This window comes from Epibacterium sp. ABZ3_068 (assembly GCF_056159265.1).
Genome location: NZ_JBSWUV010000001.1, coordinates 310,068 through 327,377, shown reverse-complemented (window position 1 = coordinate 327,377; position 17,310 = coordinate 310,068). Strand labels below are relative to the sequence as shown.

The following is a 17,310-nucleotide window of genomic DNA, read 5'->3' as shown; positions in this document are numbered from 1 at the left end:
ATGCGATTGATGAACCAAATTCCGGCGCGTCCCGGGGCGGTGGCCTTGGCAATGCTGCCATTTATACTTGTGCTGGCCGCCTATGCCATCGGCTCTGAGATCCGATTGACGGCCAACCCGTCGGACAAGCTGCTGCCAGCGCCAAGCACGATCTGGGACACGGCGGTGCGGTTGTTCACCGAACCCGACCGGCGCAGTCAGGACATTTTGTTGTGGAAAGACACATTCGCCAGCCTCGCACGCCTGATGGGGGGCGTTGTGATCTCGGCCACGATTGCGCTGATAATTGGTATGGCGATCGGCCTTTTGCCTTATGCCCGCAGCGGCCTGTCCGGCTTTGTCGCGGTTCTGTCCATGGTGCCACCTTTGGCGCTGTTGCCGATCCTGTTTATTGTCTTTGGGCTGGGCGAAGTGTCCAAAGTGGTGCTGATTGTCATTGGCATCACGCCCTTCATGACGCGAGATCTGTCACAGCGGGTGCTGGATATTCCCCGCGAACAATTTGTGAAGGCGCAGACCCTTGGCGCATCCACCTGGATGGTGGCGCTGAACGTGGTCTTGCCGCAGCTGCTGCCGCGTTTGATTTCAAACATCCGTCTGTCGCTGGGGTCGGCCTGGCTGTTCCTGATCGCAGCCGAGGCGGTGGCGTCAAACGTGGGCCTGGGCTACCGGATCTTCCTGGTGCGCCGTTACCTCGCGATGGATGTGATCCTGACCTACGTCATCTGGATCACGCTTCTGGCCTTTGTCATCGACTGGCTGTTGAAGGCCCTGTCCCGCAAGGCCTTCCCATGGATGGAGGCGGGTCTATGAGTTTTGTTGATGTCTCAAACGTCTGGCAGGCTTATGGCGACCGCTCGATCCTGGAACGGGTCAATGTCACCGTGGACGAGGGGGAGTTCATCTCAATCGTTGGCGCGTCAGGCTGCGGCAAATCCACCTTCCTGCGGATGCTCTTGGCCGAGGAAACTCCCAAGAAAGGCACCATCCGCATTGATGGCGGTGAACCGGCGGTGGAGCCCAACCTGGAGCGCGGCGTTGTGTTTCAACGCTATTCCGTGTTTCCGCATTTGACCGTGCGCGAAAATCTGATCGCAGGCGAAGGGTTCAAGACGCCATGGGGGCGGTTGTTTGGCAGCGCCCGGCGCGCGGCTGTTGAACGCGCGGATGAGATGCTGGAGCGGATCGGTCTTAATCATGTGGCCGACCAATACCCAGCCGCGCTTTCGGGGGGGATGCAGCAGCGTTTGGCCATTGGGCAGGCGTTGACAGCCAAACCCAGAGTGTTGCTGCTGGATGAGCCTTTTGGCGCGCTGGATCCCGGCACCCGGTTGAAAATGCACGACTTTCTGCAAGAGCTGCGGGCCGAGACCAATATGACCGTCTTTATGGTCACCCATGATCTGGAAGAAGGCTTCAAGCTGGGCGACCGTTGCCTGGTTTTCGACAAGCCCCGCTGGGACCCGCATGATCCGGGGCGTTACGGCGCCACGATCACCTATGACTTTGATGCCCGTAACAACGGCATTCCTTTTCAAACCACCAAGGAGAACGAAAATGTTGTTCACGCAGCGACCGCATAACCGATCGCACCATCCGGCCGATCAGCGGGCGCGATTGGACCGGCGCGACAGACGCGCCCACCACCCGGATCTGACTAAGCTCGCGGGTTGGAAAGCCATGCAAAAAGAAGCCGACCTGCCCGAAGGTCGCCATGAGGAGGAGCGGCGCTGGGCGCTGCGCATGGGGCTGACAGGGGCGGACGCGATCGAGGATAAGTCGATTCCGACCTTTGCCCGTGGTGAGCTGCCGCATTTTGCGGGCATCAACACCTTCCTCAAGGCGCCCTATGCCGAAGACGTTCTGGATGTTGCGAATTACGATGCAACGGTTCTGGGCATTCCGTTTGACGGCGGCACCACCTACCGTCCGGGCACACGGTTCGGCCCGCAGGGTGTGCGCAAGATCTCGGCGCTTTATACGCCCTATAACTATGAGATCGGCGTCGATCTGCGCGAACAGATGACGCTGTGTGATGCGGGGGATGTGTTCACGATCCCCGCCAATATCGAAAAGAGTTTTGACCAGATCAGCCGCGGCGTCAGCCATGTATTCTCGTCCGGGTCCTTGCCGATCATGATTGGGGGCGACCATTCCATTGGCTTCCCTTGTGTGCGCGGGATTGCAGAATGTACGTCCAAACGGATCGGTATCGTGCATTTTGACCGCCACGCCGACATTCAGGAGAAAGACCTGGACGAGCGGATGCACACCACGCCCTGGTTCCATTCGACCAATCTGCCCAATGTTCCGGCCACCAATCTGGTTCAGATCGGGATCGGCGGCTGGCAGGTTCCGCGCGAGGCGGTGAAAGTCGCGCGCGAGCGTAACACCAATATCATCACCATGGGCGACGTTGAGAGGATGGGCATCGCCAAGACCATCGAAATGGCTTTGGAGATGGCGTGGAAAGATGTGGACATGGTCTATATGTCCTTTGACATCGACAGCATCGACTGTGGCTTTGTCCCAGGCACAGGCTGGCCTGAACCCGGTGGTTTCCTGCCGCGTGAGGCGCTGGCACTGGCCTCTGGCATCGCTGCCGAAGGCATCTGTGGCATGGAACTGGTCGAGGTCTCACCACCTTATGACACGTCGGACATCACGGCGCTGATGGGCACGCGTGTTATCGTGGATGTGCTGGGTGCGATGGTTTCAAACGGCAAACTGGGCGCGCACAAGCGTCATATCGACAAGCCGGTGTCGCTCCCTCATGGCGAGTTTGAGGGCAACCGCTGGGCCAATGCTGAACCCCATAAGATAGGTGAATGATGCCCCACGATCACCCACACGACCATCACCACCATCATCATGACCACCACCATCATGGGGCAGGGCATAACCACGCTCATGGGGATCACCTGCATTCTCATATGCATGCCGAAGATGTGGCGGCAGATCTACAAGTGCTGGCGACCCAGTTTATCGAAGGGTTTCTGCAGGCCACAGACAAGGCGAGCTATCTGAAACTGGCCGGCGTGCCGTTTGAGCGCCCGTCCAAAGATGGGGCCAGGGCGCTGAAGCTGATTGATATCGAAATGAAGACCGAATGGCAGGTGGGGACGGCTTCACCTTCCTTTGGCTCGCGCGAGCTGAGCTATCTGCCATTTCCCGGTGAAATGGTGGCGGAGCGGACCAATATGGCCTTGGTCTATGTCTCGATGGACGAAAAACAGACACGCGACATCCGCGCGTTTCTCCTTGAACGCAAACAGGAAATTGAAACATGAGAACCGTATTTTCAGCCGCAACGATCCTTGCCTTGAGTGCCCCTGTTTGGGCCCATGAGGGCGCACATCTGCACCCACATGGGACAGAGTTCACGCCCGTTCTGGCGGTGCTGGCGTTTCTGGCAGCAGCCTATCTGTTGTACCGCGCGCGATAATCGCCCGCAGATTCACGTGAGACGAAGTGCAGTGCCCCTGGCCGCATAGGCTGGGGGAATTCCATTTTTGTGCTTTGGTTTGTTAAGTCGGTCTTCCTGCGCAACCGGCCCTTTCAAAAGAGCGTGGCTCGAAGAAGGTGCCGCGTGAATGCCCCCTCCCTTTTGGCGCATAACTCCCGAACAAGGGGGATGTCACTGGATGTCTTCGCGCCTGTCCTGTCGCACGCCAAAGAGCTCGCGCAAAGATGCGGCTATCATTTTCCATGGCGATCTTCAGGGAAGGAATGGTAGCGGAGGAGGGACTTGAACCCCCGACACGCGGATTATGATTCCGCTGCTCTAACCAGCTGAGCTACTCCGCCACAGTGACATTCACTGTCTCAGTGACTGTGAGGGGCGATTTAAGGAATAGCGCCGGGGCGGTCAAGCGCGAAATGAAAAGAAATCGGGTTTTCTTGTCAAATTTCTGAAGGCGGGGAAAACCCCGCGCCTTTTCAATGGTTTCGCGAGACCCCGCCACAAAGAAAAATGCCGCCCCTTTCGGAGCGGCATGCGGAACCCTCGGGGATCAAACTTCGACCGGGGGAACCATTCCCATGATCTCGTAGGTTTTGCGCAGGATGGGGGCGGTGATGGCACGGGCCCGTTCGGAACCGCGGGTCAGGATCTTGTCGATCTCATCCTGGTTTTCCATCAGGCGGGCCATTTCGGTCGTGATGGGTGACATTTTGGCGACCGCAAGTTCCGCCAGCATGGGTTTGAATTCCGAGAACTGTTTGCCGCCGACGTCCGCCAGAACCTGATCCACGGTCTGGTTGTTCATGGCCGCATAGATATTGACCAGGTTGCGGGCCTCGGGGCGCTCTTCCAGACCTTTTGCCTCGGACGGCAAGGCGTCCGGGTCGGTTTTGGCTTTGCGGATCTTCTTGGCAATAGTGTCGGCGTCATCGGTCAGGTTGATCCGGCTTGCATCCGAGGGGTCGGACTTCGACATCTTCTTGGAGCCGTCGCGCAGGGACATAACGCGGGTGGCTGCCCCTTCGATCACCGGTTCAGTGATCGGGAAGAAATCGACCCCATAGTCATGGTTGAACTTGGTTGCGATGTCGCGGGTCAGCTCCAGATGCTGCTTCTGATCCTCGCCCACCGGAACATGGGTTGCGTGATAGGTCAGGATATCCGCGGCCATCAGCGCCGGGTAGGCAAAAAGGCCAAGTGAGGCGTTCTGCGCGTTTTTGCCTGCCTTGTCCTTGAACTGGGTCATGCGCTGCATCCAACCCATGCGTGCCACGCAGTTGAACACCCAGGCCAGTTGGGCATGCTCAGGCACCTGGCTTTGATTGATCAGGATCGACTTCTCCGGATCAAGGCCAGAGGCGATGAAACCGGCACACAGTTCGCGGGTGGATTGCTTCAGGTCTGCTGGATCCTGCCAAACGGTAATGGCATGCAGGTCAACCATGCAGAAAATCGATTCCACATCGCGGTCCTGCCAATCCACAAACCGCTTCAATGCGCCCAGGTAATTGCCCAGGTGCAGGTTGCCCGAAGGCTGGATGCCCGAGAAGACACGCGGGGTGAAGCTGGTTTCGCTCATGTCAGGAAACTCCCGTCTGGAAAATTGCACCTCAGTCGCTTACCCATGGCGCACCCTATCGTCAACAGCCAGCCCGAACGGCGTGGCAGAGGAGCCCAGCGGATGAGCAATCCAGACACGCAATCGCCCTTTAACACCATCCCCGCTGCCGTGGTGGCGCTGGCGCTGATCATAATGGGGATTGAGGCCGCGTTCTCCCTGGGTGCGCGAGGAATTGTCGGTGGGCCCACAGCGGTTGGCTGGCGGCTGGATGCGCTGCAATCCTATGCGTTTTCCGCCGACATCTTCTGGTGGATGATCGATACGCAGCGCTGGTCGCCGCAGCACCTGCTGCGCTGTGTCTCTTATCTTTTTGTGCAGGGTTCCTTTACGCAAGCACTGTTTGTCTGTGTGTTCCTTCTGGCCCTTGGCAAGATGGTTGCCGAAGTGTTTGGCGAAGTGCGTATGCTGGTGGTGTTCCTCGTTTCGGGCATCGCAGGTGCGCTGGTTTACGCATTGGTCGGGCCTGAATATCCGCTGATTGGCGGGTTCCCTGCTGTTTACGGGTTGATCGGAGCCTTCACATTTGTGCGCTGGATTGCGCTTGGCGCGATGGGGGAACAGCAGGCGCGTGCCTTCAGCCTGATTGGCATGTTGATGGGCGTCCAATTGATCTTTGGGCTGCTCTTTGGGGGGCGCCCCGATTGGATCGCGGATCTCAGCGGGTTTGCAGCGGGGTTCGGCGTGTCATTCTTTCTGGTGCCCGGAGGCTGGCAGCGGATCCTCGAAAAGATCCGCCGCAATTAACCGCGGTTGCGGCGCAGCGACTGTTTTATCTCGCGGAGTTTCATGGCACCCAACACTTGTGCCGCAGTGAAATAGCTGACTGCGCCAAGGGTGATCAGCGCCAGCAGCGCGAGGTAGCGCCAGCTGGGGAGAGAGAACAGCCAGTCAAACTGCTGATATGCGGCAAAGACCATGCCCCCCATGACAAGCGATGCCAATAGGATCCGCCAGCTGCGGTCATAGAAACGTTTGTCAAACTGTGCCACGTCGCCCATGCGGCGGGCGCCCCACCAGAGCAGGAAAACCATAGACCAACCCGCCGCACTGGCCGCAATTGCAGGCGCGATCCAGCCGACAAAAGGTTTGAGACCAAAGGCAAGACCGGCATTTACCGTCATTCCAACCAGCGCATAGTAAAAGGGAGAGCGGGTATCTTCCCGGGCAAAGTAAAGCGGCTGCAGCACTTTTTGCAGAACAAAAGCCGGAAGGCCGATTCCGTAGATTGCCACAGCCAGCGCAATCGCCTCCACATCCGCAGCATCGGTTGCCCCGCGTTCGTAAAGAACAGAAGTCAGAGGCAAGGGGATGGCGACAAAGGCGATCATCGACGGGATCGTCAGCAACAAAGAGAACTCACCAGCCCGCGACAATGCGCTTTGTGCACCGATCTCGTCCCCGGCCCGCAATCTACGCGACAGATCCGGCAGCAAGACAATGCCAACGGCGATGCCGACAACGCCAAGCGGGAGTTGATAAAGACGGTCCGCAATAAACAGCCAGCTCAGCGCATTTTCGATATCTGATGCCACCTGTTGCCCAACCACCAGGTTGACCTGTGTAACCCCCATAGCCAAAGCTGCAGGCAGGGCCACGCGCACCAGTTGGCGCATCTCGGCTGTGACACGGGGGCGACCGGGCCGCATGCGGTAGCCAGCCTTCTCGGCGGCCACCCATACAAGCAGCAATTGCGCAACCCCTGCAACAGGAATGGCCCAGATCAGCCATTGGATAACCGGATCGCCCAGGATTGCCCCTGCGACCATGGCGGAACAGGCAATAATATTCAGCAGGACGGGCGCTGCGGCAGCTGCTGCAAACCGACCGGTCGCATTCAGGATGCCGGAGAATAGCGCGGCCAGGGACATGCAAAGGATGTAAGGAAAGGCAATACGCCCGAAACCGACCGCAGCAGAAAACCGATCATCGCCTGCCTCGATCCCGGAAGTGAACCAGATCATTGCAGGCATAAAGATCATGGCAACGCCAACCAGGATCAGGACCGCAGTTGACAGCAAATTGAACGCATCCTGTGCAAAACGCCCGGCATCGCTGTTGTCTTCCAGGCGTTTGGAAAACATCGGCACAAAAGCCGCATTAAAGGCACCTTCGGCAAAGAAGCGGCGGAACATGTTGGGCAGGCGGAAGGCTGCCACAAAGGCATCCATCATCGGCCCCGGACCGATATAGGCCGCAATCAGGATCTCGCGCAGAAATCCCAGAACACGGCTGGCCAGGGTCCAGAACCCGACGGTCAGGAACCCTGACAAAAGTTTGATTGGCTTCATGTTTCTGCCCGTTTGGCGCCTTCTTTTATCGCCTCCTGCAATTTCTTTTTGAGGGTGCGTTGTTTGGATTCGGAATAGTATTTCAGCCCAAACATGTCTTTCACATAGAAGGTGTCGACAACCTGTTCCCCATAGGTGGCGATCACAGCATTGGCCACATAGACATTCATATGCGCCAAAGTCCGGGCAAGATCATAAAGCAATCCGGGTCGGTCGCGGGTGTCCACTTCGATGATCGTGTAGATCTCGGAGCCTTCGTTATCAAAGGTAATATGGGTGGGCACATTGAAGGCGCGCTCTCGTTTTTTGATCTTGTCCCGCGATTTCAGAGCTTCGGCCGCAACAACTTCGCCCCGCAAGGTCTTGCGCAGCATTTGTTCAAGCCGCAGCAATCGTGAGGCTTCAAACGGGTGGCCGTCCGCATCCTGAATCCAGAAAGCATCTGTGACATACCCATCCTTGGTCGTATAGGATCTGGCGTCGACTACGTTGGCACCGACCAGAGCCAATGCGCCTGCAACCCTTGCAAAAATTCCGGGGTGATCCGCCATCGCAAAACAAGCGCGGGTGGCGTCACGATCTTCGTCAGGAAACAGACGTATTTTGATCGCGGCCAGGTTGTCGCTTTCCTGCAGCTCACGCAGCATCTCTGCAAAATCTACATGCGCAGTAATATGGAGCCCTTGCCAGTAGGGCGGATAGTGACGGTTCGTTTCACGTTTGAGCAAAGCCTTTGGCCAATCGGGCAGGGCCGCACGCAGTTTGGTCTTGGCCTCATGGCCGCGCTGCTCGCGACTGAGCGCCTCCATACCGCCTTCCAGCGCCTTGCGGGTCTGGCCGTAAAGCGCGCGCAGCAGAACCGCTTTCCAGTTGTTCCACGTGTCCGGGCCAACGCCGCGGATGTCACAGACTGTCAGCAACAACAACAGGTCCAACCGCTTTACCGTTTTCACTGCCTTGGCAAAATCACGCACCGTGCGCGGATCTGCGATGTCCCGCTTCTGTGCCATGTCCGACATCAGCAGGTGATAGCGCACCAGCCATTCAACGGTTTCACTGTCGGCCTTGTTCAGTCCGAAGCGCGGCGCCAGTTTGCGCGCAATACGAGCGCCTACGATCGAGTGGTCCTCTTCACGTCCCTTGCCGATGTCGTGCAAAAGCATCGCGACGAACAGAACCTTGCGGCTGAGACCATTGCGCAGGATCTCGGACGACAGTGGCAATTCATCTTCCAGTTCACCACGTTCAATGGCGGCAAAGTTGGAAATGACCTGAATAGTATGCTCGTCCACCGTGTAGGAGTGATACATGTTGAACTGCATCATCGCCACGATCTGATCGAATTCCGGGATGAACGCGCCCAGGACGCCCAGTTCATTCATCCGGCGCAAGGCGCGTTCTGGATTGCCGTGTTTAATCAGAAGGTCCAGGAAAATCCGGTTGGCTTCCTTGTCCTGGCGCATGGTGTCGTCAATTAGGTGCAGGTTGGCAGTCACCAGCCGCATTGCATCCGGGTGGATCAGCATGCCAGTGCGCAACCCTTCCTGAAACAGGCGCAGAATGTTCAGGCGGTCCTCCAGGAAGGCGTCTGGATCCTCGACCTGCAGGCGGTTGTGAACAACTTTATAACCCTGTTTGACGCGAGGTCTGCGGCGGAAGATCCGTTCGAGCAGCGGCTCTTCCTTCTGCTGGCTGGCTTCGAGTTTGGTCAGAAAGATCCGGGTGACATCGCCAACGCGGGTTGCATGGCGGAAATACTCCTGCATGAACACCTCCACCCCGCGCCGGGCGGCTGTGTCCTTAAAGCCCATGCGTCCTGCAACTTCCACCTGCTGATCAAAGGTCAGCTGTTCCGTGGCGCGACCGGCCGCAAGATGCAGATGTGAACGTACAGCCCACAGGAAATTCTCGGCCTTGGTGAAAACATCGAACTCTTCGGGGCTAAACAATCCAAGTTCCACCAGCTCCTGGGTGTCCTGGACGCGATAAAGGTATTTTGCGATCCAGAACAGTGACTGCAGATCGCGTAGGCCGCCTTTGCCCTCTTTTACGTTTGGTTCCACCACATAGCGTTCCCCTTGCTTGTTGTGGCGGTTCTCCCGCTCGGCCAATTTGGCCGAGACGAACTCACGCGCGTTATGGGTAAAAAGGTCGCTGTTTAGTTTGTCTTCCAGTTCTTCCGCCAGGGCCGCAGCACCAGTCAGGAAGCGGTGCTCCAGCATGGCTGTGCGGATGGTGAAATCTTCTTTTCCAAGGCGAATGCAGTCGCGAATGGTGCGGCTGGAGTGGCCGACCTTTAACCGCAGATCCCAAAGCATATAAAGCGTCGTTTCAATCACGCTTTCTGCCCATGGCGTGATCTTGTAGGGGGTCAGGAACAAAAGATCGACGTCTGAAAACGGGGCCATCTCCCCCCGGCCATATCCGCCCACGGCCATAACCGCAATGCGTTCAGACAGCGTCGGTGTGGCGTTTGGATGAAGGTATTTTGTGGCCGTAAACAGCGCTGTTTTAACGATGCAGTCGGTCAGATAGGTATAGGATTGTGTCACGGCCCGCGCGGCAAAAGGCGCCTCTGAGAAGGCTTTTTCGATCGCCACACGGCCAGTTTTATTGCCGTCACGCAAAAGGTCGACAACGGCGTTGCGCAGATCGGCATCCGATTTTTCTTCTGCCTGTTTGGCAATATTTTCCTGGATGGCGGACATATCGAAAATCAATTCAGGTGCCAAAATCAATGGCACCTGATCTGATGTGGATGTGTCCGCTTGCGAGGTATTCGACGCTTTAGAAGCCGGGGCCTGCGAAACTTTTTGGGGCTGGGTCAATTACGACAACCTTTTTTTCTTTGATCGTGGCAACAGCCAGACCACGTTCGTTCGTACCATCTGCTCGGAGGCGGAAAATCCCGCCGGTCCCTTGGAAACCTGCACCTTGGGTGAGGGCTGCCGCGGTCAATGCATCGGTTTTGCCTTGTTGTGCAAGCGCGCCGATAGCAGCGATACCGTCATATGCGAGGCCGCCAATGGGGTGCGGCGCAGCACCATAGGTGGCGGTGTAGCGGTCGCGGAATTTATTCGATTGGTTCTGGTCCGGCAGGGCAAACCAAGCACCTTGAACCCCCGGCAGTTCAAGCGTCTGTGGCGGAATGTCCCAACGGGTCAAGCCGATATACTGAAACTGCTGCGGCGGGACACCGGCTTCTGGGAGCAGTTGTGTCAGCAAGGGCAGGGCGCCGGCCGTGGTGGCCGTCATAAAGACCGCATCAACCCCGCCACGGTTGGCTGCGTCCCGGATTGTCGGGATTGCATTGATCACACCCTGTTGCGAGAGCTCATAACTCACGGCCCCCGTCACGCGAGCAGACGAACCACCTGCCGCGCGATTGATCGCCTCACGGCCAGCCGTTCCTGCGGCGTTATCACCGGCGACCACCAGAATATCCGGCTTGCCTTGTTGGGCGGCGTATCGCGTCAGGCGGCGTGCGGTGTTGTCAAAGGTCGATCCAAGAATGAACACATTGCCACCGGCGATGGCCGTATTGTTGGAAAACGCCAGAACATTAACGCCTTTTTTCGCTGCAACGAGACCTGCAGCATTTGCCGCCTCAGCATAAAGTGGGCCAAGGATGATCCTGGCACCGTCATTAATCGCTTGCCCTGCAACAGTTGCGGCCACCTCGGGGGAACCCGCCGTATCGTAGACACGCAGATCAATCTGCACGTCGTTCAGGTCTCCGATCGCCATCCGCGCCGCATTTTCAAGGCTTTGGGCCAGGACGCTATCACCAGCTTGAGCCGAACCCCGCGGCACCAGCAACGCGACTTTGACAGGTTTGGAAGGATTAATCGTTGGTCCCGAGTTCAATGCAACCGGGTCGCACGCGGCCAGGGCCAAGGCGGAAATTGCCAATGCGGCGCCACATGCCATCTTGCGGGCGTTCTTGAAAACAGCAAACATAATAAGGCTTTTGCTCCATGTTCCGACCGGTTAGGTCGTTTGGGGTTTCAGGCGTAAATAATAAACAACCGAATAGGCGGGTCCAGAGTTGAATCACCAGAATGTCCGATTGCAGGCGGGACTGTATTTTGTTGCCACACCTATCGGGACCGCACGCGACATCACTTTGCGGGCGTTGGACGTGTTGGCTTCGGCTGATGTGATCGCCGCCGAAGACACCCGAAGCCTGCGCAAGCTCTTGGAAATACATGGTGTCCCCCTTGGGGATCGCAATGTGGTTGCATATCATGATCACAGCGGGGCAGGCACGCGCGCCCGTTTGATGGAGGCCATCGCAGCAGGGCAGTCGGTGGCCTATGCATCCGAGGCGGGCATGCCATTAATCGCCGATCCGGGATATGATCTGAGCCGAGCCGCAGCCGAGGCCGGATATTTGGTGACCTGTGCGCCCGGAGCCTGCGCCGCGGTGACGGCTCTGACACTTGCCGGGCTGCCCACAGACGCGTTTTTCTTTGCCGGCTTCCTGCCAAACGCCACCGGGGCCCGGCGCAAACGGCTTGAGGAGGTGAAACAGGTTCCAGGAACCCTGGTGTTTTACGAGTCGCCAAAACGGGTGCAAGCCTCGGTTCAGGATATGGCGGAGGTGCTTGGCAACCGTCCGGCAGCGCTGTGTCGTGAATTGACAAAGAAGTTCGAAGAGGTCCGGCGTCTGCCGTTATCTGAACTTGCGGCCAGTCTCGCCGACAAACCCGTAAAGGGGGAAATCGTCTTGCTGGTGGAGCGCGCAGGAGAGGTTGAGGTCAGCGCCGACGATCTGGAAAGCGACCTGCGGGCCGCTCTCAAGGAGAATTCGGTCAAGGACGCCGCCGATCTTGTGTCAAAGACCCATGATCTGCCGCGCCGCAAAGTGTACCAGTTGGCGTTGAAACTGGCCAAGGACGCGGATTGAGATGCGTAAAACACCCCGACAGCTTGGCGGAGAACGCGCGTTTCTGTCGGGAGCCTCCGCCGAAGACGCGGTGCGGCGTCAGTATGAAGCACATGGGTATACATCAGTGGCAGACCGCTGGCGCGGACAATCCGGAGAGATTGATCTGATCCTGCGCACAGATGCACAGCTTGTGTTCGTCGAAGTCAAATACAGCAAGACACACGCCAGCGCCGCACAGCATCTGTCTGCTGCGCAACAGATGCGAATTTACCGAGCAGCCGAAGAGTTTCTGGCGCAATTCCCGGAATTGTCGGGATGCGAAATGCGTTTTGACGCGGCTTTGGTGGACGGGCAGGGTCGGATTGAGATCCTTGAAAATGCCTTTGGTTTGGGATGACCCCATTGAACAAAACAAATCGGTACGCCATTTAGGTCAGCAACACGACAGGGAACCATTGCCATGAAAATCGCCTTCCAAATGGATCCGATCCTTGGGGTCGACATTAACGCTGACAGCAGCTTCCGTCTGGCCGAGGAAGCCCAGGCCCGCGGGCATGAGCTGTTTTACTATGCTCCGGACCATCTCGCATTTCAGGAAGGGCGCATCACGGCCCGTGGTCACGACATGAAGGTGCAGCGTGTCGCGGATGCCCCCGCAGTTCTAGGCGAGATGCGAGAGGTTGATCTGGCCGATTTCGACGTGATCTGGCTGCGCCAGGATCCGCCGTTCGATATGCATTACATCACCTCTACCCATTTGCTGGACCGGCTCAAAGGGCAGGCCCTGGTGGTGAATGACCCGTTCTGGGTACGTAATTATCCGGAAAAGCTGCTGGTTCTGGATTTTCCGGAGCTAACCCCGCCAACCACCATTGCCCGTGATCTGGACACCATCAAAGCGTTCAAGGAAAAACACGGCGACATCATTTTGAAGCCTTTGTATGGCAACGGCGGTGCTGGTGTATTCCGGCTTGATCAGAATGATCGCAATCTTTCCTCGCTCTACGAGCTGTTCACCGGTTTCAGTCGTGAGCCGTTGATCGTGCAGAAATTCCTGCCGGATGTCTCCAACGGTGACAAACGGGTGATCCTGGTGGATGGTGAACCTGTCGGGGCGATCAACCGTGTGCCAGCCGTTGGGGAAACGCGCTCCAATATGCATGTGGGCGGACGGCCTGAAAAAATCGGTCTGACGGAACGCGATCTGGAAATCTGCGCTGCCATTGGGCCGTTGTTACGTGAAAAAGGCCAGATCTTTGTGGGGATCGACGTGATTGGCGATTACCTGACCGAGATCAACGTGACGTCGCCGACGGGCATTCAAGAACTTGAGCGTTTTGACGGCGTGAATATCGCTGAAAAAGTCTGGCAGGCGATTGAAGCCAAACTCTGAGGCACATCAGGAAACCGGGTTGAGGCGATAGCTGATCGCCTCGGCCACATGGGCGTGTTCCACCCGATCCGAGGCGTCCAGATCTGCAATCGTACGCGCCACACGCAAAACCCGGTGATAGCCTCGTGCAGTCAGGCCAAAGCGTTCCGCCGCCCGCTTCAGGAGTTCGCGCCCGTCATCACAGGGGCGTGCGACGTTCTCCAGAACCTCACCTTCGGCATCAGAATTCAGATCCATTCCCTCATAAAGCGCATATCGCGCCTCCTGGATCTCTCGTGCCATGGCAACGCGGGGCGCAACTTCGGCGGACCCCTCCTGTGGCGGGGGGATGTCCAGGTCATGAAAAGCCACCGGTGGGACATCCACGCGCAGATCGAAGCGATCTATCAACGGGCCTGAAATACGTCCAAGGTAGTCCTGCCCACAGACCGGAGCCCGGCCGCAGGCGCGTGCGGGATCGGACAGGTGGCCACATTTGCAAGGGTTGGCGGCCGCCAACAGCATGAACTTACATGGGTATTTCACATGAGCGTTCGCGCGCGCCACCATGACTTCCCCGGTTTCCAAAGGCTGGCGCAGGGTCTCCAGTACGGTGCGGCTAAATTCCGGTAGCTCGTCCAGAAACAGAACCCCGTGATGAGCCAGGCTAATTTCACCGGGGTATGCCCGCCGCCCGCCGCCCACAATTGCGGCCATGGATGCGGTGTGGTGGGGCTCTCGGAAGGGGCGTGTACGACTGATGCCCCCTTCATCCAACAAGCCACAAAGCGACTGAATCATCGAGGTTTCCAGCGCTTCCCGCGCGGTCAAGGCGGGCAGCAGAGAGGGGAGCCGCGCAGCCAGCATGGATTTTCCCGATCCCGGCGGGCCAATCATCAGCATGTGATGGCGACCGGCAGCTGCGATTTCCAGCGCGCGTTTGGCGCGTTCCTGACCTTTGACATCGCGCAGGTCCTTGTGAGCCGTGTCGCGCGTGACCTCTCCGGCAGTGGCAGGTGGCAACACCATCTGGCCTGTAAAATGGCGGACCACATCCATCAGGGTGGAGGCGCCAATCACCTGGGCCGCATCCACCCAGGCGGCTTCCGCACTTGAGGCCTTGGGACATAACAGCGTGCGGTTTTCTTCGGCAGCGGTGAGGGCAGCGGGCAAAGCCCCAAGGACGGGCATCAACTGGCCGTCCAGAGACAGCTCACCCAATGCAACCGTCTCGGCCGCCATGTCCGAGGGGATGATTTCGATTGCAGCAAGCAGGGCCAGTGCTATGGGCAGGTCAAAGTGGCTGCCTTCCTTTGGAAGGTCGGCCGGTGAAAGGTTCAGGGTGATCCGTTTTGACGGCAGTGCAATCGACATGTTTGAAAAGGCCGCGCGCACCCGTTCGCGGGCTTCGCTGACGGCTTTGTCGGGCAGCCCGACAAGATTGAAGGCAGGTAACCCCGGCGCGACGGCGCATTGAACCTCAACCAAGCGGGCCTCGACCCCTTGGAAAGCAACCGTGTAGCAACGTGCAACCATACCTGTCTCCCTGGCTGGGAAACAGGCTTGTCAATCATGGTTTACAGCTCGTTAATCGGCCCGTCAGGCGTTCGTTAAATCCGCCATGCCAGCCGGACCCAAGCCAACCGGTCCCGAACTGACCAATCTTAGACCGGCCAATCGCTATGGGGCAGGTCCAGATCATAGGGCATCGGATCATAGGTGGTTTTTAATGCCTCAGTGCGCCATTCCTGAACGACAGGATCCGACAAAAGGGCCAGACAATAGGCGCGGTCCTCATCGGAAACTGGTAGCCCATATCCGATAATCCGGGCCGCTACAGGGGTGTAAAAGACATCCGCCAAGGAATAGCTGCCAAAAAGCCCCGGACCCTGACCGTCCGAGAACTTACGCGCATTGGCCCAGAGCTCCGCGATCCGGATCAGGTCTTTTTGTACCGCCTCGGACACGGGAAAGCCTTGCCAGACATGACGCAGCTGCATGGCACACTCGCCGCGCAGGGACGAAAACCCGCTGACCATCTCCGCACACAGCCAACGCGCGGTGGCCCGTGCTGCGGCATCTTTGGGCCACAGGCCCGCATTAGGGTTCTCCTCGGCGAGGGTTTCAGCCATGGCAAGGCTTTCGCCAATCACAGTGCCATCAGCTGTACGCAATGTCGGAACCAATTTGGCCGGAGCCAGAGGCGCCATATCCGCCGACATCGTGCCAGCATACAGCCCGATCATTTGGACGTTGTGTGGCAGGTCGAACTTGCGCAGCATCAACCACCCTCGCATCGACCAGCTGGAAAACAGGCGATCACCAATAAAAAGCTCGTACATGATTGTCCCTTTTGATAATACTGTCAGGCAGGATATGCAAAAGAGATGCATTATCAAATATTATATTTTGTGACCTTGCATCACAAATTTTGATTTATCGCACGAAGGCTCCAGCCACTTTTGTCATGGGTAATCTCGGTTACCGATAGATTGTCGATCCGGTGGGACATGGCTTCTGTGGCGGTCAGACGATCAGACCGCTGGACCTGGCTCAGAATCTGGCCGAAATGCCCGACAACCAAGAGGTTCTGTCCGGCATATTGAAGTGCCAAGTCGTCGAAAACACTGTCAACACGAGCACATAGATCGTTCCAGCTTTCTCCATCCGGGGCGCAAACATCGCCCGGCGTTTCCCAGAATGCGCGGATATGGTCTGGGGTTTCGGCCTCCAGTTCGGCCCAGGTGCGCAGCTCCCATGCGCCAAAGTGCATTTCCCGCAAACGCTGGTCGTGGGACAGACGTTGCCGTGTCCCTTGAACCGCATGTGCTGTTTCAACCGCCCGACTGAGGTCAGAGCTCACCACCAGCGCGTCAGCCGGAACATAGTCGTGGATACGTGCCAAAGCCGCTGTATCGCTCAGATCGGCGGGCAGGTCGGACCAGCCAACCATGGATTTTGCATGTGTCGGACCATGGCGCAGCAGAAAGAAACGGGTCACTCAGGCAGACCTTTCAATGTGAGGGGGAGGCCGGCAGCCACCAGAACAACGCGATCCGCGCGCGCAGCCAGGGCGATGTTCAGCCGCCCTTGTGCTTCGCGAAAACGGCGGGCGAGGGCATTTTCAGGAACAATGCCCATGCCGGTTTCGTTGCTGACAATGACAAGGTCGCCAGCACAATCGTCGATTGCCGCAAACAGTTCCGCCGCGCACTCTTCCAGATCGTGATCCGCCAGCAGGTGGTTCGTGAGCCACATCGTGGCGCAATCCATCAGGCAGATCTGGCCGTCGCGGAGCCCTGAAAGGACAGTTCGCGCAGAGAAGGCTTCTTCGACTGTGGTCCAATTGGGGCCGCGCTGGTCGATGTGGCGTGAAACCTTTGCCTGCATCTCGTCATCGAAAATTTGTGAAGTGGCCCAATAAACTTTTTGTTTTCCGGAGCTTGTACAAAAGTTTTCGGCAAATCGTGATTTGCCAGAGGCCGCTCCGCCAAGAATGAGTGTGACAGAACCGGACAATTTTAGTACCCTGAGGTTACGAAAAGGATGTTCCAGTGGGTATCCGCAAGGCCCGTCAAAGACAAGCCCGCCACCGCGCAACGCACCCCGAAGGCCAGGTTCACGGCTAAAGCCCGGGTGCTGTGAATACACTGAAGATCGCTCGGCAGTTGCATC

17 protein-coding genes and 1 tRNA gene are annotated in these 17,310 nt (G+C 57.7%); 9 read left to right on the top strand and 9 right to left on the bottom strand.

From position 1 onward, the window contains the following. The 5 genes from ACXAEW_RS01630 to ACXAEW_RS01610 are packed head-to-tail and all read left to right on the top strand — an operon-like array spanning nucleotide 1 to nucleotide 3,445. A complete protein-coding gene (locus ACXAEW_RS01630; protein ID WP_474939643.1) occupies nucleotides 1-813 on the top strand; it encodes an ABC transporter permease in 813 nt (270 codons plus the stop codon). Then, complete coding sequence (locus ACXAEW_RS01625) at nucleotides 810-1,583, top strand: ABC transporter ATP-binding protein (RefSeq protein WP_474939642.1); 774 nt, start codon at nucleotides 810-812, stop codon at nucleotides 1,581-1,583. The genes ACXAEW_RS01630 and ACXAEW_RS01625 overlap by 4 nt, the downstream gene beginning before the upstream one ends. Continuing rightward, complete coding sequence (locus ACXAEW_RS01620; protein ID WP_474939641.1) at nucleotides 1,558-2,832, top strand: agmatinase family protein; 1,275 nt, start codon at nucleotides 1,558-1,560, stop codon at nucleotides 2,830-2,832. The genes ACXAEW_RS01625 and ACXAEW_RS01620 overlap by 26 nt, the downstream gene beginning before the upstream one ends. Further along, entirely contained in the window at nucleotides 2,829-3,290 is a 462-nt protein-coding gene (locus ACXAEW_RS01615; protein WP_474939640.1) for a hypothetical protein, read from the top strand. The genes ACXAEW_RS01620 and ACXAEW_RS01615 overlap by 4 nt, the downstream gene beginning before the upstream one ends. Beyond that, nucleotides 3,287-3,445, top strand: coding sequence for a peptidase M23 (locus ACXAEW_RS01610; protein WP_474939639.1), 159 nt, complete (start codon nucleotides 3,287-3,289; stop codon nucleotides 3,443-3,445). Before ACXAEW_RS01615 ends, ACXAEW_RS01610 begins: the two co-directional genes overlap by 4 nt. Nucleotides 3,446-3,730: 285 nt before the next feature. Here ACXAEW_RS01610 and ACXAEW_RS01605 read toward each other — a convergent pair. Together ACXAEW_RS01605 and trpS are read right to left on the bottom strand one after the other, a co-directional pair. Beyond that, nucleotides 3,731-3,807, bottom strand: a tRNA-Met gene (locus tag ACXAEW_RS01605). A gap of 206 nt (nucleotides 3,808-4,013) precedes the next feature. Then, a complete protein-coding gene (trpS, locus tag ACXAEW_RS01600; protein ID WP_474939638.1) occupies nucleotides 4,014-5,042 on the bottom strand; it encodes a tryptophan--tRNA ligase in 1,029 nt (342 codons plus the stop codon). A 102-nt stretch (nucleotides 5,043-5,144) separates the two neighbouring features. Here trpS and ACXAEW_RS01595 point away from each other — a divergent pair, with 102 nt between their 5' ends. Further along, on the top strand, nucleotides 5,145-5,828 hold the full coding sequence (locus tag ACXAEW_RS01595) for a rhomboid family intramembrane serine protease (RefSeq protein ID WP_474939637.1): 684 nt from the start codon (nucleotides 5,145-5,147) through the stop codon (nucleotides 5,826-5,828). Here ACXAEW_RS01595 and murJ read toward each other — a convergent pair. Genes murJ through ACXAEW_RS01580 form a run of 3 tightly spaced genes read right to left on the bottom strand, consistent with a single transcriptional unit; the run spans nucleotide 5,825 to nucleotide 11,332 of the window. Continuing rightward, a complete protein-coding gene (murJ, locus tag ACXAEW_RS01590) occupies nucleotides 5,825-7,372 on the bottom strand; it encodes a murein biosynthesis integral membrane protein MurJ (RefSeq protein WP_474939636.1) in 1,548 nt (515 codons plus the stop codon). The two genes, ACXAEW_RS01595 and murJ, sit on opposite strands and share 4 nt — an antisense overlap. Next, nucleotides 7,369-10,200 (bottom strand): [protein-PII] uridylyltransferase, encoded by a 2,832-nt coding sequence (locus ACXAEW_RS01585; RefSeq protein ID WP_474939635.1) that lies wholly within the window; start codon nucleotides 10,198-10,200, stop codon nucleotides 7,369-7,371. Before ACXAEW_RS01585 ends, murJ begins: the two co-directional genes overlap by 4 nt. Continuing rightward, the gene (locus ACXAEW_RS01580; RefSeq protein ID WP_474939634.1) at nucleotides 10,160-11,332 is read right to left on the bottom strand and encodes a penicillin-binding protein activator; all 1,173 of its coding nucleotides are present in this window, start codon (nucleotides 11,330-11,332) and stop codon (nucleotides 10,160-10,162) included. Before ACXAEW_RS01580 ends, ACXAEW_RS01585 begins: the two co-directional genes overlap by 41 nt. An 88-nt stretch (nucleotides 11,333-11,420) precedes the next feature. On the opposite strand from ACXAEW_RS01580, the gene rsmI reads away from it, so the two are divergent. From rsmI to gshB, 3 genes are all read left to right on the top strand, one after another. Then, nucleotides 11,421-12,281 (top strand): 16S rRNA (cytidine(1402)-2'-O)-methyltransferase, encoded by an 861-nt coding sequence (gene rsmI / locus ACXAEW_RS01575; protein ID WP_474939633.1) that lies wholly within the window; start codon nucleotides 11,421-11,423, stop codon nucleotides 12,279-12,281. 1 nt (nucleotide 12,282) lies between these two features. Then, a complete protein-coding gene (locus ACXAEW_RS01570) occupies nucleotides 12,283-12,660 on the top strand; it encodes a YraN family protein (RefSeq protein ID WP_474939632.1) in 378 nt (125 codons plus the stop codon). Between the two features lie 63 nt (nucleotides 12,661-12,723). Next, nucleotides 12,724-13,656 carry a glutathione synthase gene (gene gshB, locus ACXAEW_RS01565; RefSeq protein ID WP_474939631.1) on the top strand — a complete coding sequence of 311 codons (933 nt, stop codon included), beginning with the start codon at nucleotides 12,724-12,726 and terminating at the stop codon, nucleotides 13,654-13,656. A 6-nt stretch (nucleotides 13,657-13,662) separates the two neighbouring features. On the opposite strand, the gene ACXAEW_RS01560 is transcribed toward gshB, so the two are convergent. The 4 genes from ACXAEW_RS01560 to cobU form a co-directional block, all read right to left on the bottom strand. Continuing rightward, entirely contained in the window at nucleotides 13,663-15,171 is a 1,509-nt protein-coding gene (locus ACXAEW_RS01560; RefSeq protein WP_474939630.1) for a YifB family Mg chelatase-like AAA ATPase, read from the bottom strand. A 128-nt stretch (nucleotides 15,172-15,299) separates the two neighbouring features. Continuing rightward, entirely contained in the window at nucleotides 15,300-15,977 is a 678-nt protein-coding gene (locus tag ACXAEW_RS01555) for a glutathione S-transferase (protein ID WP_474939629.1), read from the bottom strand. An 80-nt stretch (nucleotides 15,978-16,057) separates the two neighbouring features. Then, nucleotides 16,058-16,636 (bottom strand): histidine phosphatase family protein, encoded by a 579-nt coding sequence (locus ACXAEW_RS01550; protein ID WP_474939628.1) that lies wholly within the window; start codon nucleotides 16,634-16,636, stop codon nucleotides 16,058-16,060. Then, nucleotides 16,633-17,286, bottom strand: coding sequence for a bifunctional adenosylcobinamide kinase/adenosylcobinamide-phosphate guanylyltransferase (gene cobU / locus ACXAEW_RS01545; protein WP_474939627.1), 654 nt, complete (start codon nucleotides 17,284-17,286; stop codon nucleotides 16,633-16,635). Before cobU ends, ACXAEW_RS01550 begins: the two co-directional genes overlap by 4 nt. Nucleotides 17,287-17,310 lie beyond the last annotated feature (24 nt).

Bases quoted from the DNA above. Each gene is read 5' to 3' on its own strand.
- ACXAEW_RS01630 (WP_474939643.1), top strand. From the start codon at position 1: ATGCGATTGATGAACCAAATTCCGGCGCGTCCCGGGGCGGTGGCCTTG.
- ACXAEW_RS01625 (WP_474939642.1), top strand. From the start codon at position 810: ATGAGTTTTGTTGATGTCTCAAACGTCTGGCAGGCTTATGGCGACCGC.
- ACXAEW_RS01620 (WP_474939641.1), top strand. From the start codon at position 1,558: ATGTTGTTCACGCAGCGACCGCATAACCGATCGCACCATCCGGCCGAT.
- ACXAEW_RS01615 (WP_474939640.1), top strand. From the start codon at position 2,829: ATGATGCCCCACGATCACCCACACGACCATCACCACCATCATCATGAC.
- ACXAEW_RS01610 (WP_474939639.1), top strand. From the start codon at position 3,287: ATGAGAACCGTATTTTCAGCCGCAACGATCCTTGCCTTGAGTGCCCCT.
- trpS (WP_474939638.1), bottom strand. From the start codon at position 5,042: ATGAGCGAAACCAGCTTCACCCCGCGTGTCTTCTCGGGCATCCAGCCT.
- ACXAEW_RS01595 (WP_474939637.1), top strand. From the start codon at position 5,145: ATGAGCAATCCAGACACGCAATCGCCCTTTAACACCATCCCCGCTGCC.
- murJ (WP_474939636.1), bottom strand. From the start codon at position 7,372: ATGAAGCCAATCAAACTTTTGTCAGGGTTCCTGACCGTCGGGTTCTGG.
- ACXAEW_RS01580 (WP_474939634.1), bottom strand. From the start codon at position 11,332: ATGTTTGCTGTTTTCAAGAACGCCCGCAAGATGGCATGTGGCGCCGCA.
- ACXAEW_RS01570 (WP_474939632.1), top strand. From the start codon at position 12,283: ATGCGTAAAACACCCCGACAGCTTGGCGGAGAACGCGCGTTTCTGTCG.
- gshB (WP_474939631.1), top strand. From the start codon at position 12,724: ATGAAAATCGCCTTCCAAATGGATCCGATCCTTGGGGTCGACATTAAC.
- ACXAEW_RS01560 (WP_474939630.1), bottom strand. From the start codon at position 15,171: ATGGTTGCACGTTGCTACACGGTTGCTTTCCAAGGGGTCGAGGCCCGC.
- ACXAEW_RS01555 (WP_474939629.1), bottom strand. From the start codon at position 15,977: ATGTACGAGCTTTTTATTGGTGATCGCCTGTTTTCCAGCTGGTCGATG.